Below are 23,727 nucleotides of genomic sequence, written 5' to 3' on the forward strand. Positions count from 1 at the left end.
ACCGGCGGCCCGGTCGGCCGAGCTGGTCGACGAAGCCCGCCGCCGGCTGGCCCCGCCCGGCTGGCCCGCAACTGTCGGTGATCCCGCCTACGGTGAGGGGGCGAGGTGTGCGGTGCCGGCGCGTCCGGCAGCCCCGGACGGAGGTTGACGAATGGACGAAACTCTGCCCATGGCGACGGTCCGGACCCAGGTCACGGTCCCGCTGCGGTTCCCCGACGGGTACGTCACCACCGCCCGGGTGCACTCCTTCCACGGCCTGGTCGACGGCCGGGAACACCTCGCGTTCGCGCTCGGAGAGCGGGCCGCCGCCGGGCGGGGGCAGGCACCGGGCTCGCCCCCGCCGCTGGTCCGCCCGCACAGCGAGTGCCTCACGGGGGACGTGTTCGGCAGCCAGCGCTGCGACTGCGGGCCGCAGCTGCGGGAGGCGGTCGAGCGGATCGCCGAGGCCGGCGGATACCTGCTCTACCTGCGCCAGGAGGGCCGGGGCATCGGCCTGTACGCCAAGCTCGACGCGTACGCCCTGCAGGACGGCGGCCTGGACACGTACGAGGCGAACGTGGCGCTGGGCCGGGGCGCCGACGAGCGTGACTACACGGTGGCGGCCCAGATGCTCGCCGCGCTGGGCGTGACCCGGGTGGCCCTGCTCAGCAACAACCCGGACAAGGCCGACCAGCTCGACCGGCTGGGCGTGACCGTGGTCGACCGGGTGCCGACCGGCGTGCACCTGTCCCCGACGAACGCCGACTACCTGGCGGCGAAGGTGGCCCGCGCCGACCACGCCCTCGACCTGCCGTTCGTGCCGTGACCGCCCGGCCGTACGTGCTGCTCAGCTGCGCGATGTCGATCGACGGCTACATCGACGACGCCACCGCCGAGCGGCTGCTGCTCTCCAACGACGCCGACCTCGACCGGATCGACGCGGTCCGGTCCGCCTGCGACGCGATCCTGGTCGGCGCGGCCACGGTCCGGCGGGACGACCCGCGGTTGCTGGTGCGCTCCGACCGGCGACGGGCCGAGCGGGTGGCGCGCGGGTTGCCCCCGTCGCCGGTGAAGGTCACCGTCACCGGCAGCGGGGACCTCGACCCGGCCGCCCGGTTCTTCACCCTCGGCGACGGGGCGAAGCTGGTCTACTGCCCGAGCGGCGTGGCGGAGAAGACCCGGGAGCAGGTGGGCGGGGTGGCGACGGTAATCGACGCGGGCACGCAAGTGACCCCGGAGGCCCTGCTCACCGACCTCGCCGGCCGGGGCGTACGCCGGCTGATGGTGGAGGGCGGGGGCCGGGTGCACTGCCAGTTCCTCACCGCGGGTCTCGCCGACGAACTGCACCTGGTGGTCGCGCCGTTCTTCGTCGGCGACCGCCGGGCGCCCCGGTTCGTCGGGGACGGGCGCTTCCCGTGGCATCCGGGCCGCCGGGCCCAGGTCGTCGAGGTACGCCAGATCGGCGACGTCGTGCTCACCCGCTACGCCCTCTCCGACCGCTGCGACACCGCCTGACGCGGTCGGTCGAGCCCCTCCGGCGATCTTGATGGCCAGGCTACGGTCGGCCGCATGCCATCGTCCGGGTCCGGGATCCCGTGGAAGATCTACCCAGGGATCCCCATCGCCTTCCTGCTGCCGTGCGCGATGATGGTGGTGATCGGGATCTTCTCCGAACCAACGCCACCGCCTCCACCGGCCGGTGTGCTCGTTCCGGCGGAGGTGCTCGACGTGCGGCGGGACGAGACCGGCCGGGCGGTCTCCGTACTGCTGCGGGTGGACCGGGCCGACGACCTGCCGGTCATCTGCGGGATCGAGCGGGACGCCTTTCCCGACGGTCGTCTGCCGGCGGTGCATTCGCGGATGGCGGTCGACTACACGCCCACCGGCTGCGCGCCGCCCCCGTCGGCCGAAGATCAGCTGCCAGGCTGGGCGGTGAGCGTGGTCGGGGCCGTCGGGCTGGCCCTGATGATCTTCTGGCTCTGGGCGGGTTCGGCGCGTGCCGCCCGGCCCCGCTACCGGAGGACGGGGGAGCGGGCCGGGGCGACGGCGCGGCTCAGAGCACCTGGGACAGGAACCGGCGCAGCCGCGGGTGCTCCGGCGCCTCGAAGACGGCGGCCGGCTCCCCGGCCTCCAGGACGACGCCCCGGTCCATGAAGGCCACCGTGTCGGCCACCTCGCGGGCGAACCCCATCTCGTGGGTCACCACCACCATCGTCATGCCGGCGCCGGAGAGATCGGCCATCACGCCGAGCACACCCTTGACCAGCTCCGGGTCGAGCGCCGAGGTGGCCTCGTCGAAGAGCATCACCTGCGGCCGCAGGGCCAGCGCGCGGGCGATCGCGACCCGCTGTTGCTGCCCGCCGGACAGGTGCGCCGGCCGGGCGTCGGCCTTGGCGGCCAGCCCGACCAGGGCCAACTGTTCGCGGGCCACCTGCACCGCCTCATCCTCGGTGAGCTTCTTCAGCTTCCGCAGGGCGAGGGTGATGTTGCGCAGCACGGTCATGTGCGGGAAGAGGTTGAACTGCTGGAAGACCATGCCGATCCGCTGCCGCAGCGCGTCGGGGTCGTCGCGCAGCACGCTGCGACCGTCCAGCAGCACGTCACCGCGGTCCGGCTCGATCAGCCGGTTGATGGTGCGCAGCAGGGTCGACTTGCCGGACCCGGAGGGGCCGATCACGCAGGCGGTGCCGCCCCGGACCACGTCCAGGTCCGCGCCGCGCAGCACCTGGTTCGCGCCGAAGGCCAGGTGCACGTCCCGGACGGCGAGGCTCACCGAGGTGCCGGTGGCGGTGGCAGTGGTGGTGGTGCTCAACGCGGGTCCCTCCGTCCGGTGGTGGGCAGGGCGGTCTCCCCGGCGAGATCCAGCTCGGTGTCGTCGGGGGCGGCGGCGACCTGCCGGCCCTGCCGCAGCCGCCGGTCGATCCAGTTGACCGCGTGGGTCAGCGGCACGGTCAGCGTCAGGTAGAACAGGCCGGCCAGGAGCAGCGCCGACTCGTTGCCGGTGGTGGCCGCGTAGTCCTGGCCGATCCGGAACAGCTCCCGCTGGCTGGCCACCAGGCCGAGGAAGTAGACCAGGCTGGAGTCCTTGATCAGGGCGATCAGCTGGTTCACCCAGGCGGGCAGCACCCGGCGTACCCCCTGCGGAACGATCACCAGCCGCATCGCCTCGCCCCAGGAGAAGCCGAGCGCCCGCGCCCCCTCCAGCTGGGCGGCCTCCACGCTCTGGATGCCGGAGCGGAAGATCTCCCCGATGTAGGCGGCGGCGATCAGCGACAGCGCCAGCACCCCGAGCGGGTACGGGTTCGGCCCCCACACCTGCATGCCGAGCGGCGCCAGGCCCACGCCGATCAGCAGGATGGTCGCCGCCGCCGGCAGGCCGCGGAACACATCGGTGTAGACCCGGGCCGGCCACCGCAACCATCGGGTACGCGAGATGCCCGCGACGGCCAGCAGCATGCCCAGCACCGAACCGAGCAGGGCGGCGGAGACCGCCAGGATCAGCGTGTTGGGCAGCCCGACGGTCAGCATCTCGGGCAGCGCCTCGCGCATGGCGTCCCAGTCGAAGAAGGTCTCCCACAGGGTGCGCAACGGATCCATCGTCTTCTCCTACCGCCCTGCTCTGGCTCGATCGCCCGTACGTCAGGAAGCCGCCGACGGCGACGGCGCCGCGACCGTGCCGCTGCCCGGCTTGAAGTCGGCCGGGATGGGCCGGCCCGGGTAGTACTGCGCCTGGAGGCGGGTCCAGGTGCCGTCCGCGATCACCTCGTCGAGGCCCTTGTTCAGCGCCTCGCGCAGCTTGTCGTTGCCCTTCGCGAAGGCGTACGCGGTCGGGGCCGGGCTGAGCAGCTTGTCGGCCACCTTGACCTTGCCGTTGCTGTCCGCGGCGGACTTGTCGCCGATCTCGGCCGGGGCGATCCAGGCGTCGGCGGTGCCGGCCTTGAGCTGGTTCAGCGCGCCGTTGTAGTCCGGCACCCGCACCGGGTCCAGCCCCTTGCCGGTGGCGTAGTCGTCCTGCACCGTGCCCTGCACGACCACGACCCGCTTGCCGGTGAGCTGGTCGAAGCTGGTGATCGACGAGTTGGCCGGCACATCGAGCCCGAAGTAGCCGAAGTCGTAGCCGTTGCCGAAGTCGACGGTCTTCTTGCGGGCCTCGGTGATCGTGATGGAGGAGCTGCCCACGTCGAACTTGCGGTTGTTGACCTGCGCGAGCAGGGCCGAGAAGTCGGTGCCCACGAACTCGACCTTCAGGCCCACCTTCGCGGCGACCGCGGTGAGCAGGTCGTTGTCGAAGCCGGTGAACTTGCCGTCCTTCAGGTACACGTTCGGCGGGGCGTCGGTGAGCGTGCCGGCCCGGAGCACGCCGGGCTGGAGCAGGCCGTACGGGTTGGCGGCCTCGCCGGTGGAGCCGCCGTCGCCGCAGGCGGTGAGGCCGGTGGCGGCGAGCACGGCGGCGGCGCCGAGCGCGGCGACGCGGGTCAGGCTGGGAAGGAATCGCACAGGTGTCTCCATGGTCGGATGGCGACGTGGGCGTACGCCGCCGTGGGCGCGCCCGGGGCGGGCGAGCCGGAAGGGTGGTACGGGAAGGAGGGGTGGTGCCTCAGCGCGCGCCGGCGCGGCGACAGCCGTCGGAGCACACCCGCATCAGATCGACGTGCCGGCGCTTGACCAGCGTGAAGTCGGCCGGGTAGGCGACGGCGTCGACGGGCTGGGTGCGAAGTTGAGCAGACATGGTTCCCTCTGGCCGGTGAGGCCTGGGTACCAGGCCACGCTTGCACCGACGTGCTGCCGATGCCTGGTCCTCACCCGGGGCACCCCACCGCGGAGGAGGGTTGCCGGCCAGCGAGCCGGGGCTTGGCGCTGGCGCTCATGACCTGCCGACGAGGTTAGCAGCAGCACCGGCGGGGACGTCCAGCCGTTATGACCACCCTCACGTGCCCCGCCTCCCGACGCCGTTCCGCGGCGGGTGGTGGGGAATCAGGTGGCGAGGGCCCGGGCGAGCCGCCGGGCCTCGGTCACCAGCCGGCTGCCGCCGCCCCGCGCCACCGCCTCGGCCAGGCCCGGCACCTCGATCCGTACCCCGGTCGCGGTGGCCGTCTCCGCCGCCAGGGTGAGCAGGTCCGGGGTGCCCCGAGGCGGGGTGGGCGCGGCCAGCAGCGGCGGCAGCGCCGCGGCGAGCAGCCGCCAGGCGCTCAGCCGGGCGCCGGCCGCGACGGCGTCGCGCAGCGGCGTGGACGCCCGCGTCAGCGTCACCTGACCGTCCGCCGCCAGCGCCCCCAGGTGCCCGCCGACGGCCACCGCGTCCAGGTCGCCGGACGCGGCCAGCATGAGCAGGGCGTCGAGTGCGGCGGCCCGGTCCACCTCGTGCCGGGCGCACAGCCCGTACGCCAGGGCCAGATCGAGCGCCGGACCGCCCGCGCCGGTGCACTCGGCCAGCGTGGGGAGGATCGTGGCGCCCTCGCGGGCGTCCTCCTGCGCCGCCGCGGCGATCTCGGGGAGCAGGTGCGCGGCCAGCAGGCCCCGGTGTCCGGGCAGTACCGCCGGCCAGAGGTCGCCCCAGCCGTCGTAATGCCGCCCCGACGGCTGTGGCGTGACGGTGAGCAGACCGAGCCGGTCCGCCACGCCCTCCGGTGGCGTCGTGGCGACCAGCGTCCGCCGTACCGGCAACCGGTTGTATCCCCAGTCGTAGGAGCCCGATCGGTTCCGCCGGCCGACGGTCACCACCTGCTGGGCCGGCGCCGGGAGGACGTCGCCGCGCAGCCAGCTGGCCAGCTCGTCGCCGGCCGGCGTGCCGAGTGCCGCCGCGCGGGACGCCAGCGGCTCGTCCACTCCGGCCGGCAGCCGCAGCAGGGCCTGGGTGAGATCCCACCGCCAGAACGGCCGGTCGCCCAGGGCGGCCAACCGGTCGTACAGGGCGGCCGGGTCGAGGGCGCCGGTGACCGAGGTGGGCGCGGCGAGCAGGCCGCGGTCGCGCCGCGCGTCCAGCCGCTGCCCGATCTCGGCGAGCCGGGCGCAGTACACCTGCGTCAGGGCGGATCGGCGGGCCCGCTCGACGGCCGGGCCGCCCCGGAACGGACGCAGCGCCTGGCGGTCGCACTCGTCGAGCAGGCCGGCCCACCGGTCACGGCGGGTGGCCGCCTCGGCCGGAGCGGCCGCGGCCAACAGGACCCCGTGCAGCTGCACCGAGAGGTTGAAGACGGCCCACATGTGGTCGTACGCGCCCACCTGGTGGCGCTGCAGCACCGGCAGCAGGGCCGCCTGCAGCCGGTCCGGGTCGGTGGTCGCCAGCCGGACCAGTCCGTCGAGGACCCGCTCGACCGCCAGCGCCTGCCAGCGCCGGCCGAGCAGCGCCGACACCTCCTCGACCAGCTCGTCCACCTCGGCGATCGCCGGCGGGGCGGCGGCTACCGGCGCCGGGGGCGGCAGCTCGTCGCCGGCCACCGGCGCGGCGACGGCGACGACCGGTCGGTGACCGTGCCGCTCGGCGACCGCGACGGCCCGGTCCCGCAGGTCCGCCGCCGGGTGCTCGACGGCCACCGCCACGACGGCCGCGATCTGCGCCGCCCGGTCCGGGCGCTGCCGGGCGAGCCGGTCCAGCCAGGACAACTGCCCCCGGACCAGGGTCTTCTCCGGGCGGATCAGTACCGCCCGGGACACGTCCAGCAGGGACTCCAACTCCACGTCGCCGGCCAGGCTCCGCAGCGCCCGCTGGGACATGGCGGCGACCGGCCCGGGCCCGTCGGCGAGCAGCCGCAGGTGCGTGGCCGCCCGCGCCGTCACCTCGCCCGGGGTCGGCGCCAGCAGGTCGTGCAGGTCGACGAACGGCCGCAGGGCCGCCGGGCGGTCCCCGCGCAGCAGCCGGCCGAGGGCGCCGTCGAGCAGCGCCGAGCGGTCCAGCCGCCCCTCGGCCGCCAACGCGACCAGGGCCCTGGGCACCGTCTGCCGGTCGTCGCCGAAACCCCAGGACGCCAACTCGAGGCCGGCACCGTCCACCTCGAACAGCCGGGGCAGCAGCGCGTCCAGGAACGGGTCGGCGCGCAGCCGGTCGAGCAGGGGAAGGTGCTGCTGCTGGTTGCCCGGGTGCCACCACATCGCCTGCGCCCAGCCCGTGACGAACGCGTCCCCGGTCGGCGGCGCCACCTTCTCCGCCACCAGCAGGCCCGCGACGAAGTGCCAGCCCTCCCCGGGCTCGTTCCGGGGCAGCCGCTCGGCCAGCCGGTACGCCAGGTCGGCCAGCCAGGCCACCCCCCGCTGCCGGGCCGTCTCGACCACCGGCTCCGGATCCGCCTCCCGCAGCCACACCGACCGCCGGCCCAGCAGCTCCGCCGCCTTCGTCGCGGTGCTCAGCGTGCCCACGGCGGCCACCGCCAGCGCGGTCGCTTCCTTGCCCCACCACCAGTTGTCCCGCCGCCGCCGGACGTGCGCGACCAGTTCGTCGCCGAGCGCCCGGCGGGCCGGCTCGTCCAAGCCGGCCAGCGCCGCCCCGACGGCGGGCACGTGGCCGCGGACCAGGGACTCGAAGAAGCCGGTCATGCCGGCACCTCCGCCGGCGCGTTCACCATCGACACGGCCAGCGCGTGCTTGCACGGCCCGCGTTGCCCCTGGTGCCGCGCCCACCACCGGCAGGAGCAGGTGTACGCCCCGTCCGGCAGCCGCCGCACCCGGTAGACCTCCGCGCCGCTGCGTACCGTGGCGTGCCCGTCGGCCCACTCGACCGCGCCGCGCTCGACCAGCGCCCGCGCCCCGACCAGGCGCGGATTGTCCCGTTCGGCCCGGCCCGCGTCGTACGGCATGACCCGGTGGAAGTACCCGCCGTCGGCCACGTCGTAGCCGACCCGCCCGGCGGTGCCGAGCTGGGCCAGGGCGGCGCGTACCCGGTCGTCGGGCAGGCCGGCCGCGTCGGCGAGCGCGGCGACGTCGATGGTCGGGTCCCAGGAGAGCAGGGCGCCGACCAGTTCGGCGTCGTCGATCACCTCGTCGCCGGCCAGGGCGAGCAGGGCGGCGCCCTCGCCGGAGAACCCGCGGTAGGGCTCGGGGGAGAGGGTCAGCGACAGCCGCAGCGCGCCGGTGTCGAGCTCCCAGGTGCTCGCCACCGCGGGGGAACCGGCCCGCACCGGTGGCCCGTACACCCGCAGGGTGCGGGCGTGCCGGAGCAGGCCGCGCAGGGCCGCGAGTCGGCCCGCGCCGGCCAGGCAGACGGCGCCCGGCGCCGGTCGCGAGGTCAGCCGGAGGGTACGCCCGGCGGGCACCGCCCAGAGCACGGACCGGTCGTTGGCCCCGGGGAGCCGGCGCAGGAACGCGGCGGCCTCGGTGGCGGGGATCTCGGCGCGCGGCTCGAACGCGGCGGTGAGCACGTGCACCTCGGCGAAGCCGCGCAACCAGCGACCCGGCAGCGGGACCTTCTTCTCCACCATCGCACCGTCCATCGTGGAGACCGTCAGGTCGTCGGGGCCGACGGCCAGGTGCAGCGGTTCGATCCCGCCGACCCGGGCCAACGCCTCCCGCAGCGGCGGGTTCACGTCGACGTTGGTCGTGCCGTGCCCGACGATGTCACCGTCGAATCCGGCCGGGACGACGTCCATCCGCGCGTACACGCCGCAACAGCCGGAGAAGGACTCGAAGCGCAGGCGGTCCCGGCTGCCCGTCACCACCGGGTCCAGGCTCGCCGGGCTCACCGGCTGGTGGTAGCGGGTGCGGGCCACCTCGGCGACGGCGAGCAGGCCGGCCGCCGCCGCGGTGGGCGTGGTGAGGAAACCGTTGAAGAAGCGCGGGTTGGCGGCCGGCCCGCCGCAGGTCTGGAGGTCGAGACCGGCGGGGCGCAGCGCGGACGGCTGGAGGTATCGGTACGTCTGGACGGCGTTCACGGCGCACACCGTAGGGCGACCGACCGACATCCTCCGGCGGCCCGCACCCGGGCTGCTAGGTTGCTCGGGTGTTCGCCCTGCCCCTGACCGACGACGCCGAGCTGCGACCGCTCCAGCCCTGGCACGCCGACGAGTTCCTCGCCAATCTCGACCGCTGCCGGGAGCACATCGCCCCGTGGGTGGGCGCGTCCTTCGTGGCCACCGACCCCGACTCCGCCCGCCGGGTGCTGCAGAACTACGCCGACCGGTGGGCGCGCGACGGCGGCGGCATCTGGGGCATCTGGCAGCGCGGCACGCTGGTCGGTGGGGTGATGTTCGTGTCGTTCAACACCACCAGCGGCGTCTGCGAGGCGGGCTGCTGGCTGGAGCCGGGCGCCGAGGGCCAGGGCCTGGTCACCCGTGCCGCCCGCGTGATCATCGACTGGGCGATCCGGGACCGTGGCATCCACCGGGTGGAGTGGGTGACCAAGGCCGGCAACGACCGCAGCATCGCCGTCGCACGGCGGTTGGGCATGCGCCGGGACGGCGTCCTCCGCGCGGCCGCCCCGGGGCCGACCGGCCGGGCCGACATGGAGGTCTGGTCGGTGCTGGCCCCGGAGTGGCAGGCGTGAGGCGGTAGGCCGGGTTTTTGTCGTACCCGGGCATGAACATGTGTCCATGGCTGCCCCCGCACTGGCCGACCGGTCCCCTCAGCCGCGCGCCCTGCCGCTGCGTGAGGTCCGCACCCGGCTCACCCAGGTCATCGCCCTCGCCGAGCTGACCGACACCGTCACCCTGGTCACCCGCGACGGCGACCCACGCCCGGTCGCCGCCGTCGTGCCCGCTGCGGCCGCTCGCACGGCGGCGCAGGCCCGGGCCGACGCCGAGCGGCTCGCCGCGATCAGCGCCGGCTGGTCCCGCCGCCTCGAGGAGCTGCGCCGGCAGAGCAGTCGGCGGCACGCGGCCGAGCGGCGCGCGCTGGTCGAGGCCCTCGCCGAGGTCTGGGCCGAGCTGGAGCGCCGCGCCCCGGCCGGCGACCCGGCCCTCGCCCGCCTCCGCGCCGCCCACGCCGACCTGCTGCGCGAGTGACGGCCCGCCGGCCCGGGACCCGCGTCCGGCTCAGTCCCGGCCGCGTTGGGCGCGGTAGCGGCGGATCAGCGCGGCGGTGGAGGAGTCCACGTCGCCGAGGTCCGGTGCGCTGCCGGTCAGCTTCGGCGCGAGCTGGTTGGCCATCACCTTGCCCAGTTCCACGCCCCACTGGTCGAACGCGTTGATGTCCCAGACCGCGGCCTCGGTGAAGACGATGTGCTCGTAGAGGGCGATCAACTGGCCCAGCGTCGCCGGGGTCAGCTTCGGCGCGATGATCGAGGTGGACGGGCGGTTGCCCGGCATCACCCGGTGCCGCACCACGTCGGCCGGGGTGCCCTCCGCCTCGACCTGCTCCCGGGTACGCCCGAAGGCGAGCGCCGCGGTCTGCGCGAAGAAGTTGGACATGAACAGGTCGTGCATGTCCCCGAGGTCGTGGTTGGGCTGGCTGAACGCGATGAAGTCCGCCGGGATGAGCTGCGTCCCCTGGTGGATCAGCTGGTAGAAGGCGTGCTGGCCGTTGGTGCCGGGCTCGCCCCAGAAGATCTCCCCGGTCGGGTACGTCACCTCGGTGCCGTCGACGGTCACCGACTTGCCGTTGCTCTCCATGGTGAGCTGCTGCAGGTACGCCGGGAACCGGTGCAGGTACTGCGCGTACGGCAGCACCGCGTGGGTCTGCGCGCCGAGGAAGTCGGCGTACCAGACGTTCAGCAGGCCCAGCAGCGCCGGCACGTTCCGCTCGACCGGCGTGGTGCGGAAGTGCTCGTCGACGGCGTGATAGCCGGCCAGCATCTCCCGGAACCGCTGCGGCCCGACCGCCAGCATCACCGACAGCCCGACCGCCGACGGCAGCGAGTACCGTCCACCCACCCAGTCCCAGAAGCCGAACATGTTCTCCGGGTCGATGCCGAAGTCGCGGACCCGTTGCTCGTTGGTGCTGACCGCGACGAAGTGCCGGGCGATCGCGGAGTCGTCCGCGTCCAGCCCGGCGAGCAGCCAGCGCCGGGCCTGGTTGGCGTTGGCCAGAGTCTCCTGTGTGGAGAACGTCTTGGAGACCACGATGAACAGCGTGCTGGCCGGATCCAGGTCGGTGGTCTTGTCGTGGATGTCGGCCGGGTCGATGTTGGACACGAACCGGCAGCTGATCCCCGCGTCGCGGTACGCCTTCAACGCCTCGTACGCCATCACCGGCCCGAGGTCGGAGCCGCCGATGCCGATGTTGACCACGGTGCGGATCCGCTCGCCGGTGTGGCCGCGCCAGGTGCCCGACCGCACCCGGTCGGCGAACGCCGACATCCGGTCCAGCACGGCGTGCACGTCGGCGACCACGTCCTGCCCGTCGACCACCAGCGACGCGTCGCGGGGCAGACGCAGCGCGGTGTGCAGCACGGCCCGGTCCTCGGTGGAGTTGATGTGCGCGCCGGCGAACATGGCGGCGATCCGGTCGGCCAGCCGGACCCGCTCGGCGAGCGCGGCGAGCAGGCGCAGCGTCTCGTCGGTCACCAGGTTCTTGCTGTAGTCCACGTGCAGGTCGGCGACGTCGCCGGTGAGCCGGTCACCCCGCTGCCCGTCGCTGGCGAACAACTCCCGCAGGTGGGTGCCGCGCAACGCCTCGGCGTGCTTGCGCAGGGCCTGCCATTCCTCCGTGGTGGTGACGTCCACAGCCATCGGGTCGATCTCTCCTTACGACGAGGTCTGCCAGCGGGCCGTCGTCGCCCCGCTGCCGGCGACCCCACCAGCCTGCCACCCGGAGGCGGCCGGCGCGACGCGACCCGACATCGCCCACCCCCTGGACGCCGGGAGCCCGGCCGGCCGCCCCGACCCATGGTTGGCACACCTGTTCGACGCCGGGGAGGTCGCCGGCCGAGCGCCCACCGGTTTGACCTCGAGTGCACTCGAACTCCTACGGTTGCCGCACCGCCCGCCGCCCGACCGGCGCGGTGGGCCACCGTGAAGGGAGCAACTCGTGCGCTACCGCGTACTCGGCGGCACCGGCATCCAGGTGAGCGTCCACTGTCTCGGCACGATGATGTTCGGTGCGGTCGGCAACCCCGACCACGACGACTGCGCCCGCATCGTGCACGCCGCCCTCGATCAGGGCGTCAACTTCGTGGACACCGCCGACATGTACTCCGCGGGCGAGTCGGAGATCATCGTCGGCAAGGCGCTGCGGGGCCGGCGGGACGACGTGGTCCTCGCGACCAAGGTGCACTTCCCGATGGGGGAGGGGCCCAACCGGGGCGGCAACTCGCGGCGCTGGATCGTCCGGGAGGTGGAGGAGAGCCTGCGCCGCCTGGGCACCGACTGGATCGACCTCTACCAGGTGCACCGACCCGACCACAGCACCGACGTCGAGGAGACCCTCGGGGTCCTCACCGACCTGGTCCGGGCCGGCAAGATCCGCGCCTTCGGCTGCTCCACCTTCCCGGCCGAGGAGATCGTCGAGGCGCACCACGTCGCCGAGCGGCGGGCGCTCGGCCGGTTCCGCACCGAGCAGCCGCCGTACTCGATCCTGGCTCGCGGGGTCGAGACCTCGGTGCTCCCGGTCTGCCAGCGCTACGGGATGGGCGTCCTGGTGTGGAGCCCGCTGGCCTCCGGGTTCCTGTCCGGCCGGTACCGGCAGGGGCGGTCCGTGGACCTCACCGCCGGCCGACCGGCACTCACCCCGGCCCGGTTCGACCCGGCGCTGCCCGGCAACGCCGCCAAGTACGCCGCCGTCGAGGAACTGGCCGCGCTCGCCGAGGAGATCGGCTGCACCCTGCCGGAGCTGGCCGTCGCGTTCACCGTCGCGCACCCGGCGGTCACCTCGGCGATCATCGGCCCGCGCACCATGGCGCAGCTGGAGGGGCTGCTCAAGGGCGCCTCGCTCACCCTCGACGACGCCGTGCTCGACCGGATCGACGAGATCGTCCCGCCCGGCGTCAACCTCTACCAGCCGGACGGGGCCTGGTCGCCGCCCGCCCTCACCGACCCGGCCCGCCGGCGCCGCCCCATCGCGGAGCGCGCCGCCGCCTGACGGTGCCACCCGCTGATATCCGTCGACCGGTGGGCCGGCGTGCGCCACACTGACGGTGTGGATCATCGAGACCTGGTCCGGGTGAGCAAGCGGATGTCCCTGGCCCTGCGGCACCGCCCGGACCGGTTCGGCCTCACGCTCGACCGGGCCGGGTGGGTGCCGGTCGCGGACCTGCTCGCCGCGCTGCGGATCAGCCGCGGTGACCTCGACGCCGTGGTCGCCGGCAACGACAAGCAGCGTTTCGCCCTCGAACGCGGACCCGACGGCGTCGACCGGATCCGGGCCAACCAGGGCCATTCCGTCCCGGTCGACCTCGGCCTGACGCCGACCCCACCGCCGGACCGGCTCTACCACGGCACGAGCGAGACGGTTCTGCCCGCGATCCGCGTCGAGGGGCTGCGCCGGGGCCGCCGGCACCACGTACACCTGTCGCCGGACGTGGAGACCGCCCGCCGGGTCGGAGCGCGCCGGGGCGGCGAGGTGGTGGTGTTGACCGTCGACGCCGCGGCGATGGCCGACCACGGCTACGTCTTCTACCGCAGCGCCAACGGCGTCTGGCTCACCGACGTCGTCCCCGCCGCCTACCTCACCACCTGAGCCACCGCCCGGGTCGATCATGAGGTTGCCTGTCGCGACACGCCACGGTCGAGGGTGACAACCTCATGATCAAGCCGCGGTCGGCCGCCCGTCAGGCCGCGGTGACCGGGTGGCGGACGACGCCGTCGAACAGGTAGCCGAGGTCGTTGTGGTCGGCATGGTCGGGCTGGCCCGCCCCGGTGACGTCGGTGGCGCGGGCGCGCAGCGTCCACGGGCCGGGCGCCGGGGGCCGCCAGACGACCGTCCAGCGCTGCCAGGGGCCGCCCCGGTCGGCCGCGACCAGTTCCGCCGGGCGCCAGCCGTCGCCGGTGCACACCTCGACCCGGTCGATCGGCCCGGCTCCGGACCAGGACCGGCCGCGCAGCAGCACCTCCCCGCCGGCCGGCACACGGGCGTCCCAGGCGAGCTCGAACGCGCTCTTCACCGACTGGGACGCCAGGACCCCGCCGTCGGCCGGGTGACCCGGGCCGAACATCCGGTAGAACTGCGTGTTCCACGGGGAGAACAGCGGGGTGGCGGAGACCTCGACCGGGCCCACCCACTTGATCGAGGAGATGCCGATCCAGCCGGGCACCACGAGGCGGACCGGGAAGCCGTGGTCGGCGGGGAGCGGCTCGCCGTTCATCTCGTACGCCAGCAGCACGTCGTCGAGGGCCTTGGCGATCGGCAGCGGCCGGCGTACCCGGCCCAGGTTGACCCCGCCGGTCACGTACTCCGGGTCCAGCCCCTCCGGCATCACGTCGACCGCGCATTCCCGCAGCCCGGCGAGGCGGAGCACGGTGCCCAGCCGGACGCCCCGCCAGCGTGCGACGCCGACCCCGCCGAGGCCCCAGGCCACGCCCGGGGCGGGATGGTCCTGCTGGCTGGCGAAGAACTGGCGGGCGTTACCGGCGCACTCGACCAGCGCGGTGCTCTCCTCGGCGGGCAGCCGCCGCAGGTCGTCGAGGCTGAACTCGACCGGTGCGTCCCGGCTCGGGGCGCCGTGCAGGCCGGTGCCGAACAGGCGCAGCCGCCAGGCGTCGGCGTCCAGCCGGGGGGTCACCGTGTGGTTGCGGACGAAGAAGCGGTCGTTCGGCACGACGTACCCCTGGCCGGCCATCGCCTCCCAGCGCATCTCGGCGTTGGTGTCCAGCGGGCGCAGCAGGTCCGGCGGCAGCGGCTTCGCGATCGGCGACGCGCTTACCGAGCTCGCCGACCGGTTCGGGTCCGGCGTTCCCGGGTCGACGCCCACCGGTGCCGGGGCCACCGCGACCGGCTCCCGTTCCGCGGCGGCGGCGGTGAGGGCGGCCATGGCCGACCCCAGCTCGAGCAGCTCGTCGCGGGCGACGCCGGCACCCGTGGCCTGCCCGGCGAGCCACTGCCGGGCCCGGCGGTCGTCGTGGTCGGCTTCCTCGCGGGACGGGGAACGGGACACGATTGACCTCCGGCTCGGCGACGCTGCATTCCCATTCAATCAATAGGACATTTCGCGAAGTCGGCCGAGGTCGGCGGCGCCGACGTGGGTCAGGACTGCCACTGCTCGGCGAGGAAGTCGGCGAGTACCCGGGTGTGGGTGGAGAAGGCCAGCTCGACCGGCTCGGTGACGACCAGCCACTCGGTGGCCTCCTCGGTCGGCACCGAGGGCGGCAGGTCCCCGATGGCCCGCTCGGGCAGCACGCCGAAGACCATCATGGTGCCGCCGGCCGGCGCCCCGTGCACCGCGAACAGCCGTGCCTCCCGGGCCTCGGCCAGCAGGCCGGTCTCCTCGCGCAGCTCCCGGACCAACGCCTCGTTCCACTCCTCGCCGTACTCGATGAAGCCGCCGGGCAGCGCGAGCTGCCCGCGGGCCGGTTCGATGTCCCGGCGGACCACCATCACACCGCGGCCGCTCGGGATCCTCACCGGCAGCACCGCCACGGCGACCGGCAGCGGGTTCCGCCACACGGTCTGGCCGCAGGTCGCGCAGAAGCGCGGCCAGCCGGCCCCCGCCGGGTAGGCCGCGCCGCAGTACGAGCAGTGCGAGTACGGTGTGACGGTCACGCCGCAGCACGTTACCCGCCCCGCCCGCGAGCCGTCAGGCTTCGGCCGCGACCGGGCAGCGGCGTCGCCCCTCCGGCGTGAACCAGAACGACTCCCCGAACGGCTGCCCGCCTTGCCGGGCCACGAGTAGCACCGGCTCGTCGCCCAGCGGCTCGTTGAAGTCGTTCCACAGGTGCAGGCAGAGCAGCGGCCGGAACCGGTCCGTCGCGTAGAGGTAGGTCTGCGGATAGCGGGGGTTCCCGCCGCCGAGCAGGAGTGACGGCGGCCCGAAGCGGCGGTGCACGTCGGATACCCGGCGGTCCTCGGCGACCCACTGCGGCAGGGCCGCCCGCAGGTCGGCGTACTCGGCGGGGGTGAGCAGCCGGTCCGGGGCCAGCCAGCCGGCCCGGTACGCGTAGCCGGCGTAGACCGATGCGACCGCGTCGTCGGCCCGGATCCGGCTGTCCGGCAGCAGGAGGTCGATGGCCCCGCGTATCCCGGTGCTGGCCCACCAGCCCTGGGCCCGCCACAACTGCCGCTCGGCCGCCCACTCGTCCTCGACGCCCTCGGCGTGGGCGAGCGCGGGGAAGAGCACGTCGAGCGCCCGCTCGCCGCCGTACGCTCCAGTGCGGCGGACCGCGTGGTTGACCTGGGTGCGCAGGTACGCCCGGATCTCGTCCCCCGAACGTGGGCGCGCGGCGGTCACGGCCGGGCCTCGCGCAGCGCGGCACGGGCGTCCATCAGGGCGAAGCCGAGCAGGTTCGCGCCCCGCCACCGGGTCGGATCCGCGGCGCGCGGGTCGTCGGCGGCCAGGCCGATGCCCCAGATCCGGTCCACCGGGCTCGCCTCGACGAGCACCCGCTCCCCGGTGCCGAGCAGGAACCGCCGAAGCTCCTCGTGCTGGCCGAACTTGGCCACGCTGCCGGCCACCACGATCTCGTAGCGCCGCGCCACCCAGGTCGCCTCCTCGAAGCCGCGCACCTGCCGGCCGAGCGCCTTGGCCCGGTGCGGGTGCGCGCTGGCGAGAACGCGCTCGGCGATCTCCGCGTCGCCGAACAACGTTGCCTCCTGCCACATCATCCAGTGCTCGGCGGTGGCGTACGTCCGGCCGTCCACGATGAACGGCGCCGGCCACCACTGGCTCAGGCAGCCGGTGCCGACGCTGCCGTCGCACTGCGGCCGGTGACCCCAGAAGTGCAGGTACTTCACCGGTCGTCCGGACCGGACGGTGGCGACGAGTTCGGCGACGGATCGGGGCGACATGATCGACAGTGTGCCCGACCGCACCGACAACGCGCCTCAGCGTTTCGCCTGCTCGAAACCGCTCGCCCGGCGGGCGCCGCCGGCGATAGCCTGCGCCGACTGGACGGGGGAGGAGGAGACCATGGAGACCATCACGCTGTGGCGGCCGACCGGGCCGGAGGAGTTGGCCCTGGTCGAGGCGTCGGGGTGGCGCGAGTGGCCGCCCCGGCTGCCGGACCAGCCGATCTTCTACCCGGCGGGGTGGGGTGGGGTTAGGTGTTGAGACGGGTGGCTACGGCGGTGCGTAGTTCGGGGAGGCGGTCGTGGAGGAGACCGGGGCACTGGGTGTTGTTGAAGTCCTTGTGCCCGTAGATCTCGCTGGACGGGATGCCGTACTGCTGGCAGGTGAACGCGCAGAACCACACCAGGCTGTCCCAGAGCGCCTTCGGCGGCTGTACGTCGAGGTAGGTGCCGTCGTTCTCGATGCCGATGGCCTGGCTGTTCTGCCCGACGCAGTGCGCGCCCTGCACCATGGTCTGCCCGTGCAGCAGCGCGTACAGGCTGCCGTGCCGGCCCTCGGTCAGGTAGCCGCCGCGGCTGTTGGTGAAGTGCTGCCCGGAGTCCAGCCAGCCGTTGCTGTCCATGTGCAGGTTCTGGATGTCGCGGGAGTTCCGGTAGGCCTGCGCCAGGCTGTAGTCGGTGGTGTTCGGGAACGCCGTGTGATGGATGATGATCTTGTTGGGCCGGCTCTGCACCACGCTCACGTTGGACGAGGGCGGGCGGGCACCCCAGGTCGCGCAGTTGGCGATGACCGGCTGGTCGACCCGGGTGGCGACGGCCCGCGCGCCGCGGTCGTCGCCGAGCTGGGTGAACGCCGTGGCGCCGGCTGCGGCGCCGAGCAGGACCGCACCGCGCAGCACGGCCCGACGGGGGACGGGGACGGACATCGGGGCCTCCTCAGGGATACGGACGCCGCCGGTGGCGGGCGGCTGCTTCCGGGTCGCGGCGTGGTGTCAGACGCGCCGAGCCGGAGTGGCTGAAAGGGTCGCCCGCCACCGGAGCGGGATCAGCAGGGTCCGTTGCAGGCCAGCACCTTGAGCCGGTCCAGGGTGCCGTTCCAGACGTTCTGGTCACCCGGGAAGACGCCGGAGTCGGCCCACTGCCAGAACGAGTACGTTCCCCAGCCGGCCGGCAGGGTGCCCACGCTGCTGGAGTAGCGGGCGATCCAGAGCGGGTTGTTCGCGGCGAACTGCGAGGTGTTGCCGGTGCAGGTGGTCCACCAGTCGGTGGTGGTGTAGATGGTCGCCCAGCGGCCCGTGCGGGCGTAGTACTGGTTGACGAACGAGGCGATCCAGCTGCGCATGGAGGCCTGGCTCAGCCCGTAGCAGGTCGCGCCGTACGGGTTGTACTCGATGTCCAGCGCGCCCGGCAGGGTCTTGCCGTCCTTGGACCAGCCGCCGCCGTGGTCGACGAAGTAGTTGGCCTGGGTGGCGCCGCTGGAGACGTCCGGCCGGGCGAAGTGGTACGAGCCCCGGATCATGCCGACGTTGTACGAGCCGTTGTACTGCTGGGCGAAGTACGGGTTGGTGTAGCCGGTGCCCTCGGTGGCCTTCACGTACGCGAACCGGGCACCGTTGTTCCAGGCGGCGGACCAGTTCACGTTGCCCTGCCAGCTGGAGACGTCCATGCCGGGCAGCCCGGCCGGCGCGGCGCTGGCGGGCGCTGTGCCGACCAGGGTCGAGGCGGCCACGGCGACCGCGGTGAGCAGTGCGGCGCCGGCGGTACGCAACGCCGATCGCAGGTGACGCTTCATCTTTCCTCCCTGGGGGTTCGCCGCAGTGCGGCGGGGGCGAAAGGAACTGCCAATATTAGGTCATAAGTTGGAGACAAATTTCAATAGATACATGGAAGATCATCGTTCAACTTGCCATCGAGTCCGTCGCCGTGCCCGTCGCCGTGGAGGCCCGGCCGGCCGTCCGAACGCGGAGCGAATCCGGCAGAACGCCTTGTGGTCGGCGTGTCGATATCTGCCCGGCCCGTTCGTATGGAGGTGAAGGGGACGGCAGCGGGCCAACCCCGAGACGCGAGGAGGACGCCGTGAAGCAGTACCTGGTCAGCATCTACCAGCCGGCCGGCGCGGGAACGCCCGAACCGGAGTTTCTCGCCGAGGTGATGCGCAAGGTCGACGCCATCGGCCGCGAGCTGAGGGAGTCCGGATCCTGGGTCTTCGGCAACGGCCTGCACGCGCCGGAGACCGCGACCGTGCTGCGCCCCAAGGGGGACGAGGTGCTGGTCACCGACGGGCCCTACGTCGAGGGCAAGGAGTACCTGGGCGGCATCACCGTCATCACCGCGCCCGACCTGGACGCCGCCCTGGAGTGGGGCCGCCGCTACGCCCTGGCGACCACCCTGCCGATCGAGGTCCGCCCGTTCCATGGCGAGGCATGACCGACCCGATCGAAGTCGAACGGATCTTCCGCGCGCAGTACGGCCGCGCGGTCGCCGTGCTGGTCCGCGTCCTCGGCGATATCGACCTCGCCGAGGACGCGGTCCAGGACGCCTTCGCCACCGCCGTCGAGCGGTGGGCGGTCGACCGGCTGCGCCGCGAGGCGTCCCGGGCCGACCGGCACACCCGGGCCGCCCTCCTCTACGCCCCCGACGCGCCCATCGAGGAAGGCCCCGTGCGCGACGACCGGCTCTGCCTGATCTTCACCCGCTGCCACCCGGCGCTGAACGTCGCCGCCCGGGTCGCGCTGACCCTGCGGCTGCTCGGCGGCCTGAGCACCGCCGAGATCGCCCGGGCCTTCGGCTGTCTAGGTCACACATGGAATTGGCCAGCGGGAACGGCCGAGCGTCCGGGCGGGGCCAGCGGCCTTCACTGCACGGTGAGCACCACCATCGGTCAGTCACCCTGCGTGATTGTGTTCTGGGATTGCGATGAACCGAGTGACGGCCTGCACGCGCGGATCGCGGCATGAGCGGATGCCTTCAATAAGCGATGGCCGGTGGCGTGGTGACGGCGATGGCCAAATCTGGACGAGTCGTCCGCCGTCGTAGCAGCTCAGGATTCGTCGGCGTCGGGCCCCGGCCGGCCGCGGAAGAACGGCCTGAGGGCGTAGCCGACCAGGCGCATCCATAGTGGGGGCCGACCCGCCTCCCCCGATCCGCCCCTGGCTTTGGTCGTGGAAACGGGGCCCAGATAGCCGTCTCTTCTGGGCCCAGGGCGAAGAGTTTCTTCATGATCAATATGCGGCATTTGGGTCCCGCCCTGAAGGCGCCGGCGAGTGAGCGCAGGACGGGCCATGATCCCCTGCGCCGCTGGTGACATCCACGGAGCCCTCGGCCGGCTCTTCGAAGACGTCCTCGCCTTGCGAGGAGTCGTTCGGCGCTGCGCGGCGAGCGCGAGAGGACACCGTGCTGCCGGTGAGCTGGCGGCGATGGACCTCTGTGATTCAGCGCGCGCGGCGGTAGTGCATGGCCACCGCGCCGTTGCGGAGCGGCTCCGCCGAGAGCAGCTCGAGCCGGCGTGTGCCGGGCAGTCCGCCCTGGTACAGCGTCGGACCGTGGCCGGCGATCCTGGGATGGACGAGCAGCTGGTACTCGTCGATCAGGTCTAGCCGGTCGAGCTCGGTCGCGAGCTTGCCGCTTCCGAGGAGGACCCCGGCCGGGGTCGCGTCCTTGAGCTTCTGCACGCTCTCGCGCAGATCGTCGGCGATGTGGTGGCTGTTGGTCCACGGGAAGTCGTTACGCGTCGACGACACCACGTACTTGGGTTTGGCCTCCAGCTTGACCGCCCACTCGCGCATGGCCGGCGGCGCCTCCTGGTCGCCGCGCGCGACGGCTGGCCAGTAGCTCTCCATCATCTCGTAGGTGACGCGACCCCACAGCATTGCCCCGCACTCGTCCAAAAGACGGGTGAAACGGGCGTGCGTCTCATCGTCGGCGATCCCCTCCTGGTGGTCGACGCAACCGTCCAGGGTGAGGTTGAGGCTGAAGGTGAGGAGACCCATAGCCGGCGAGTCTAGCGCCTTGACACGGCGTCGCGGCCTGTGCGGGCGTAGTGTCAGCGAGCTCGAGATACACGCGCCTCGTCTCGTTGAAGTCGTCGGTCTGGACGAGCCTGCGCTGGCTCGCGGACGTCGCCAGCTCGACCTCGGCGACGATGCGACGCGCCAGGTGGGTCTTGCCCGTCGGCGAGCACCACCGGACGGTCCGTCTGCCAGTCCCCGCTTGGCGAGTGCTCGAAGCAGTCGAGGTCGATGGCGCGCGGGTTGCTTGACACGAACCTGAAGCATTCCTCACGACCCCGTGGCGATAAGGCCAAGCACCCACGACCAGGGCGGGTCCCAAACTCACGCCCAGCGAAACCCGCCGGAAGACGCCGAGACCCAAACTCGCGCCCATTCAGGACCGCAACTCGCGCTCAGAACCACGCCCCAGCCTGCGGGTGCCCATGCTCTCGACGAGGCACCAGAACTCTTCCTGCTCCATCCAAAGGTCGTCTCAGGTCCGCCACCAGTAATCGCAGCATCCGCTCTTCGGCAGTTCCGCGCACACTCAGCGGCAGATCGGTGCGGAGCGCCGATCACCGACTGTGACGAGCCAGCGCGCACGCAGGGCGGCATGCCAGTGCGCCGTATCAGGCGGCCCGGCCGCCAGCGGAACGCCGGCTGTCCCGTGCCGCTGGCACCGCCGAGCGTGCCCGGCAGCACCATGGGCGGATAGTCCTTCGCGGAGCGAGCGGCAAGCGAGGCATCATCGAGGCGTGGCGAACCTGTTGCAGCGTTGGCGGAAACGGGCTGAGGCGGCTCGGAAACTCCGTTCACTGGGTGGTTGCCCCGCCTGCGGCCACTTGTGGATGGAGCACGGGTTCGGCAATGACGTCGACGGCATGTGCGGTGAATGCGCGTACGAGTTTGAGCATGACCAGCGGGAGACTTCGGAGCCTGGCTGCAAGCTGCCGGCCCCGCCAAACGATTGAGTAGGCAGCCCGGAGGACGGTCGCTGAACGTAACGAGCACTCTGCGGCAGATCCGAGCACCGGTGAGAACCGTTGCGCTGATGCTGCGGCGACGTTGAATAATCCGCAGGTGGATGTTGCCGATCTGCTCGACCGGGCTGCGGCCATGGTCCCGGCTGATGTCGCCAACGAGGCTGGCGTGATGGTGGTGGACGTCCGCGAGTACCTCGAGCACGACGAGTGGGAGGTCGCGCTCGACCTCCTTGTGGACCTCGACACGGGTTGGCGACCGCCGACCGCTTGGTGGGATCTGCTGATCGACAGCGCCGAGCTGATGTGGCTCTCTGATGCCGCCGCGTGGTGCCGCTGGGGTCGGTGGGAGAGCATCCACGGGATCGTCCGCGCCGAGGTGCGACTCCTGTCGCCCGCCGAAGGGGGCCGGCGAACGCCGATCCCGGGCAAGGGCATCCTCCGACCGCTGTGGGATGTCGGCAGGCGCACGGCCGCGGGCGACCCCGATCTGCTCGTGGCACGCATCTGGGTGGAGTCGGCGCCGGCGTTGCCATCAGGCGCCACCGGGTCGGTCCGCCTTGGCCCGCTGTCCCCAGCCCTCTGGAGGCACCTGCAGCCGGGCATGACGATCACCATGCACGAGGGCCGGCCCACGGTAGGAACGGCCACCATCATCGAGGTGTCGAATGCGCGCTGACATCGGCACGACCGAGGGCGGGCTCGATCGGATTGTGGCGGCACTGCGTAGCGCGCATTGTCTGCGGCATGAGCGAGCGTTTGAGCCCGGCGCGGTCAAGATCGGGGCTGTCAAATTAGTTCTTATACCCCAAGATCGCGGTTCCCGCGCGTGGTTGTGGCACATGCTGCGTCGGGTTGCGCCGCCGGGCGATCCTATTCGTCTGTGTGCGTGCGGTGCGGCCTAGTCTGTCCGCATGCGACGCTTCAACGACGAAGACCTCACGGGCGCGGAGTTCCGCGAGTGCGACCTGAGTAGGGCGCGGCTGGTCGGTGTGGTCATGCAGGACGTTGAGATCGGTGGTTTGGTCACCAACCTGGTGGTCAACGGCGTGGAGGTGATGTCGTACGTCGAGGCGGAGCTCGACCGCCGGCACCCGGTGCGGCTGCTGATCCGTTCCGATGAACCGGCCGACCTGCGCGAGGCCTGGCGACAGCTGCGGAAGGCGTGGGCGACGACTACCGAGCGAGCCGGGTCGATGGCTGAGGGCAGCGAGGATCTCGGCGTCGACGGCGAGTGGTCGATGGTCGAGACTCTGCGTCATCTCGTCTTCGTGCACGACTCGTGGTTTCGGCGCTGCGTACTCGGGCTGACCGAGCCGTTCACGGCGATGGGACTGGCATCTCCGTTCGTGCCGGATCAGGAGGGGCTGGGGCTGGACAGGTCCGCCCGGCCGGGTCTCGACGAAGTGCTAACCGTGCGCGATCGGCAGGCGTCGGAGATTGAGGCGTGGCTGGCCGAGGTCACACCCGAGCAGCTCGCAAAGCCCGCGCCGGTGCCGGACGACGACAGATGGCCCCCGTATGCCAAGGGCCGGCGCGTGCGGCAATGCCTCGGCACTGTGCTCAACGAGGAATGGCAACACCACGGTTTCTGCGTGCGCGACCTGGACAAGCTGTCGCGTCGGGGGGCTCCGTAGGCGCGGTGATGAGGGATCTCCCGCCAAGATCCCGGCCCGAACGGCGCGTGGCCCGCGTGTTGCGATGGGTCTAACGGTTCGGAGGCGTCGAGTCCGCGGCTCATCAGCCCCGCGGCTCGGCGACGGTCAAAGGCGCTCGCCCGATGTCATGGGCGGATTGGCGCACGGATCTCGACAGGTCCGGAAGGCCACCGGGCCAGCTCGGCGTGACGCTGCGTAGCGCGTATCGCGGCATGAGCGTACGTCCTGCATGCGTCAGCCGATGCTGAACAACCGGGCAGGTCGGCCTTCGGCCGGGCTACCGTCGAGCATTCCATCCGGGTTCCGATCGGACACGATCCG

General features: G+C 72.8%; 24 protein-coding genes, 1 pseudogene and 1 riboswitch. Of the genes and pseudogenes, 11 read left to right on the forward strand and 14 right to left on the reverse strand.

The annotated features are described in order from the left end of the window. Positions 1 to 151: 151 nt before the first annotated feature. Both ribA and ABZ570_RS05650 read left to right on the forward strand, forming a co-directional pair. Positions 152 to 805: a GTP cyclohydrolase II gene (gene ribA / locus ABZ570_RS05645; protein WP_358057273.1), complete on the forward strand. Its 654-nt coding sequence runs from the start codon at positions 152 to 154 to the stop codon at positions 803 to 805. Beyond that, positions 802 to 1,494 carry a dihydrofolate reductase family protein gene (locus ABZ570_RS05650; protein ID WP_358057276.1) on the forward strand — a complete coding sequence of 231 codons (693 nt, stop codon included), beginning with the start codon at positions 802 to 804 and terminating at the stop codon, positions 1,492 to 1,494. The genes ribA and ABZ570_RS05650 overlap by 4 nt, the downstream gene beginning before the upstream one ends. 538 nt (positions 1,495 to 2,032) lie before the next feature. Here ABZ570_RS05650 and ABZ570_RS05655 read toward each other — a convergent pair. From ABZ570_RS05655 to ABZ570_RS05680, 6 genes are all read right to left on the reverse strand, one after another. After that, the gene (locus ABZ570_RS05655) at positions 2,033 to 2,791 is read right to left on the reverse strand and encodes an amino acid ABC transporter ATP-binding protein (RefSeq protein WP_358057279.1); all 759 of its coding nucleotides are present in this window, start codon (positions 2,789 to 2,791) and stop codon (positions 2,033 to 2,035) included. After that, positions 2,788 to 3,576, reverse strand: coding sequence for an amino acid ABC transporter permease (locus tag ABZ570_RS05660; RefSeq protein WP_358057282.1), 789 nt, complete (start codon positions 3,574 to 3,576; stop codon positions 2,788 to 2,790). Before ABZ570_RS05660 ends, ABZ570_RS05655 begins: the two co-directional genes overlap by 4 nt. Positions 3,577 to 3,618: 42 nt before the next feature. Further along, positions 3,619 to 4,476, reverse strand: a complete 858-nt coding sequence (locus tag ABZ570_RS05665) for an ABC transporter substrate-binding protein (RefSeq protein ID WP_358057285.1) — start codon at positions 4,474 to 4,476, stop codon at positions 3,619 to 3,621. A gap of 100 nt (positions 4,477 to 4,576) precedes the next feature. Then, positions 4,577 to 4,708 carry a hypothetical protein gene (locus ABZ570_RS05670; protein ID WP_358057288.1) on the reverse strand — a complete coding sequence of 44 codons (132 nt, stop codon included), beginning with the start codon at positions 4,706 to 4,708 and terminating at the stop codon, positions 4,577 to 4,579. A 31-nt stretch (positions 4,709 to 4,739) separates the two neighbouring features. Then, positions 4,740 to 4,851, reverse strand: a riboswitch (SAM riboswitch). A gap of 102 nt (positions 4,852 to 4,953) precedes the next feature. Next, on the reverse strand, positions 4,954 to 7,509 hold the full coding sequence (locus ABZ570_RS05675; RefSeq protein WP_358057291.1) for a DUF6493 family protein: 2,556 nt from the start codon (positions 7,507 to 7,509) through the stop codon (positions 4,954 to 4,956). Beyond that, the gene (locus tag ABZ570_RS05680) at positions 7,506 to 8,840 is read right to left on the reverse strand and encodes an SWIM zinc finger family protein (protein ID WP_358057294.1); all 1,335 of its coding nucleotides are present in this window, start codon (positions 8,838 to 8,840) and stop codon (positions 7,506 to 7,508) included. Before ABZ570_RS05680 ends, ABZ570_RS05675 begins: the two co-directional genes overlap by 4 nt. Before the next feature lie 68 nt (positions 8,841 to 8,908). Here ABZ570_RS05680 and ABZ570_RS05685 point away from each other — a divergent pair, with 68 nt between their 5' ends. Next, positions 8,909 to 9,451 (forward strand): GNAT family protein, encoded by a 543-nt coding sequence (locus ABZ570_RS05685; RefSeq protein WP_358057297.1) that lies wholly within the window; start codon positions 8,909 to 8,911, stop codon positions 9,449 to 9,451. A 46-nt stretch (positions 9,452 to 9,497) separates the two neighbouring features. Next, positions 9,498 to 9,908 (forward strand): type II toxin-antitoxin system Phd/YefM family antitoxin, encoded by a 411-nt coding sequence (locus ABZ570_RS05690; RefSeq protein WP_358057300.1) that lies wholly within the window; start codon positions 9,498 to 9,500, stop codon positions 9,906 to 9,908. Positions 9,909 to 9,938: 30 nt separating this feature from the next. On the opposite strand, the gene pgi is transcribed toward ABZ570_RS05690, so the two are convergent. Further along, positions 9,939 to 11,573, reverse strand: a complete 1,635-nt coding sequence (gene pgi / locus ABZ570_RS05695; RefSeq protein ID WP_358057303.1) for a glucose-6-phosphate isomerase — start codon at positions 11,571 to 11,573, stop codon at positions 9,939 to 9,941. A 298-nt stretch (positions 11,574 to 11,871) separates the two neighbouring features. On the opposite strand from pgi, the gene ABZ570_RS05700 reads away from it, so the two are divergent. Both ABZ570_RS05700 and ABZ570_RS05705 read left to right on the forward strand, forming a co-directional pair. After that, positions 11,872 to 12,921, forward strand: coding sequence for an aldo/keto reductase (locus tag ABZ570_RS05700; RefSeq protein ID WP_358057306.1), 1,050 nt, complete (start codon positions 11,872 to 11,874; stop codon positions 12,919 to 12,921). Positions 12,922 to 12,978: 57 nt separating this feature from the next. Then, a complete protein-coding gene (locus ABZ570_RS05705) occupies positions 12,979 to 13,518 on the forward strand; it encodes an RNA 2'-phosphotransferase (protein WP_358057309.1) in 540 nt (179 codons plus the stop codon). A gap of 91 nt (positions 13,519 to 13,609) precedes the next feature. Here ABZ570_RS05705 and ABZ570_RS05710 read toward each other — a convergent pair whose 3' ends face one another. The 4 genes from ABZ570_RS05710 to ABZ570_RS05725 form a co-directional block, all read right to left on the reverse strand. Continuing rightward, the gene (locus ABZ570_RS05710; protein ID WP_358057312.1) at positions 13,610 to 14,932 is read right to left on the reverse strand and encodes a sulfite oxidase; all 1,323 of its coding nucleotides are present in this window, start codon (positions 14,930 to 14,932) and stop codon (positions 13,610 to 13,612) included. 89 nt (positions 14,933 to 15,021) lie between these two features. Further along, positions 15,022 to 15,537 (reverse strand): NUDIX domain-containing protein, encoded by a 516-nt coding sequence (locus tag ABZ570_RS05715; protein WP_358057315.1) that lies wholly within the window; start codon positions 15,535 to 15,537, stop codon positions 15,022 to 15,024. A gap of 34 nt (positions 15,538 to 15,571) precedes the next feature. After that, positions 15,572 to 16,222 carry a hypothetical protein gene (locus ABZ570_RS05720; protein ID WP_358057318.1) on the reverse strand — a complete coding sequence of 217 codons (651 nt, stop codon included), beginning with the start codon at positions 16,220 to 16,222 and terminating at the stop codon, positions 15,572 to 15,574. Further along, positions 16,219 to 16,779, reverse strand: coding sequence for an NADAR family protein (locus tag ABZ570_RS05725; protein WP_358057321.1), 561 nt, complete (start codon positions 16,777 to 16,779; stop codon positions 16,219 to 16,221). Before ABZ570_RS05725 ends, ABZ570_RS05720 begins: the two co-directional genes overlap by 4 nt. Before the next feature lie 121 nt (positions 16,780 to 16,900). Between ABZ570_RS05725 and ABZ570_RS05730 the strand changes: the two are divergent. Next, positions 16,901 to 17,014, forward strand: a pseudogene (locus tag ABZ570_RS05730) (ADP-ribosylation/crystallin J1); the annotation flags it as partial. Positions 17,015 to 17,030: 16 nt separating this feature from the next. Here ABZ570_RS05730 and ABZ570_RS05735 read toward each other — a convergent pair. Both ABZ570_RS05735 and ABZ570_RS05740 read right to left on the reverse strand, forming a co-directional pair. Continuing rightward, entirely contained in the window at positions 17,031 to 17,705 is a 675-nt protein-coding gene (locus ABZ570_RS05735; RefSeq protein ID WP_358057324.1) for a peptidoglycan recognition family protein, read from the reverse strand. A 119-nt stretch (positions 17,706 to 17,824) separates the two neighbouring features. After that, positions 17,825 to 18,571 carry a lysozyme gene (locus ABZ570_RS05740; RefSeq protein ID WP_358057327.1) on the reverse strand — a complete coding sequence of 249 codons (747 nt, stop codon included), beginning with the start codon at positions 18,569 to 18,571 and terminating at the stop codon, positions 17,825 to 17,827. Positions 18,572 to 18,855: 284 nt separating this feature from the next. On the opposite strand from ABZ570_RS05740, the gene ABZ570_RS05745 reads away from it, so the two are divergent. Together ABZ570_RS05745 and ABZ570_RS05750 are read left to right on the forward strand one after the other, a co-directional pair. Next, the gene (locus tag ABZ570_RS05745; RefSeq protein WP_358057330.1) at positions 18,856 to 19,206 is read left to right on the forward strand and encodes a YciI family protein; all 351 of its coding nucleotides are present in this window, start codon (positions 18,856 to 18,858) and stop codon (positions 19,204 to 19,206) included. After that, the gene (locus ABZ570_RS05750; RefSeq protein WP_358057333.1) at positions 19,203 to 19,736 is read left to right on the forward strand and encodes a hypothetical protein; all 534 of its coding nucleotides are present in this window, start codon (positions 19,203 to 19,205) and stop codon (positions 19,734 to 19,736) included. Before ABZ570_RS05745 ends, ABZ570_RS05750 begins: the two co-directional genes overlap by 4 nt. 474 nt (positions 19,737 to 20,210) lie before the next feature. Here ABZ570_RS05750 and ABZ570_RS05755 read toward each other — a convergent pair whose 3' ends face one another. Further along, positions 20,211 to 20,768, reverse strand: coding sequence for a dihydrofolate reductase family protein (locus ABZ570_RS05755; RefSeq protein ID WP_189047685.1), 558 nt, complete (start codon positions 20,766 to 20,768; stop codon positions 20,211 to 20,213). Between the two features lie 1,080 nt (positions 20,769 to 21,848). Here ABZ570_RS05755 and ABZ570_RS05760 point away from each other — a divergent pair. Next, the gene (locus tag ABZ570_RS05760; protein WP_358057337.1) at positions 21,849 to 22,427 is read left to right on the forward strand and encodes a hypothetical protein; all 579 of its coding nucleotides are present in this window, start codon (positions 21,849 to 21,851) and stop codon (positions 22,425 to 22,427) included. A gap of 235 nt (positions 22,428 to 22,662) precedes the next feature. Beyond that, entirely contained in the window at positions 22,663 to 23,385 is a 723-nt protein-coding gene (locus ABZ570_RS05765; protein ID WP_358057340.1) for a DinB family protein, read from the forward strand. Positions 23,386 to 23,727 lie beyond the last annotated feature (342 nt).

It is taken from the genome of Micromonospora sp. NPDC007271, assembly GCF_040634005.1.
GTDB lineage: Bacteria > Actinomycetota > Actinomycetes > Mycobacteriales > Micromonosporaceae > Micromonospora.

Bases quoted from the DNA above. Each gene is read 5' to 3' on its own strand.
- ribA (WP_358057273.1), top strand. From the start codon at position 152: ATGGACGAAACTCTGCCCATGGCGACGGTCCGGACCCAGGTCACGGTC.
- ABZ570_RS05660 (WP_358057282.1), bottom strand. From the start codon at position 3,576: ATGGATCCGTTGCGCACCCTGTGGGAGACCTTCTTCGACTGGGACGCC.
- ABZ570_RS05670 (WP_358057288.1), bottom strand. From the start codon at position 4,708: ATGTCTGCTCAACTTCGCACCCAGCCCGTCGACGCCGTCGCCTACCCG.
- ABZ570_RS05675 (WP_358057291.1), bottom strand. From the start codon at position 7,509: ATGACCGGCTTCTTCGAGTCCCTGGTCCGCGGCCACGTGCCCGCCGTC.
- ABZ570_RS05690 (WP_358057300.1), top strand. From the start codon at position 9,498: ATGGCTGCCCCCGCACTGGCCGACCGGTCCCCTCAGCCGCGCGCCCTG.
- pgi (WP_358057303.1), bottom strand. From the start codon at position 11,573: ATGGCTGTGGACGTCACCACCACGGAGGAATGGCAGGCCCTGCGCAAG.
- ABZ570_RS05725 (WP_358057321.1), bottom strand. From the start codon at position 16,779: ATGTCGCCCCGATCCGTCGCCGAACTCGTCGCCACCGTCCGGTCCGGA.
- ABZ570_RS05735 (WP_358057324.1), bottom strand. From the start codon at position 17,705: ATGTCCGTCCCCGTCCCCCGTCGGGCCGTGCTGCGCGGTGCGGTCCTG.
- ABZ570_RS05740 (WP_358057327.1), bottom strand. From the start codon at position 18,571: ATGAAGCGTCACCTGCGATCGGCGTTGCGTACCGCCGGCGCCGCACTG.
- ABZ570_RS05750 (WP_358057333.1), top strand. From the start codon at position 19,203: ATGACCGACCCGATCGAAGTCGAACGGATCTTCCGCGCGCAGTACGGC.
- ABZ570_RS05755 (WP_189047685.1), bottom strand. From the start codon at position 20,768: ATGGGTCTCCTCACCTTCAGCCTCAACCTCACCCTGGACGGTTGCGTC.
- ABZ570_RS05765 (WP_358057340.1), top strand. From the start codon at position 22,663: ATGCGACGCTTCAACGACGAAGACCTCACGGGCGCGGAGTTCCGCGAG.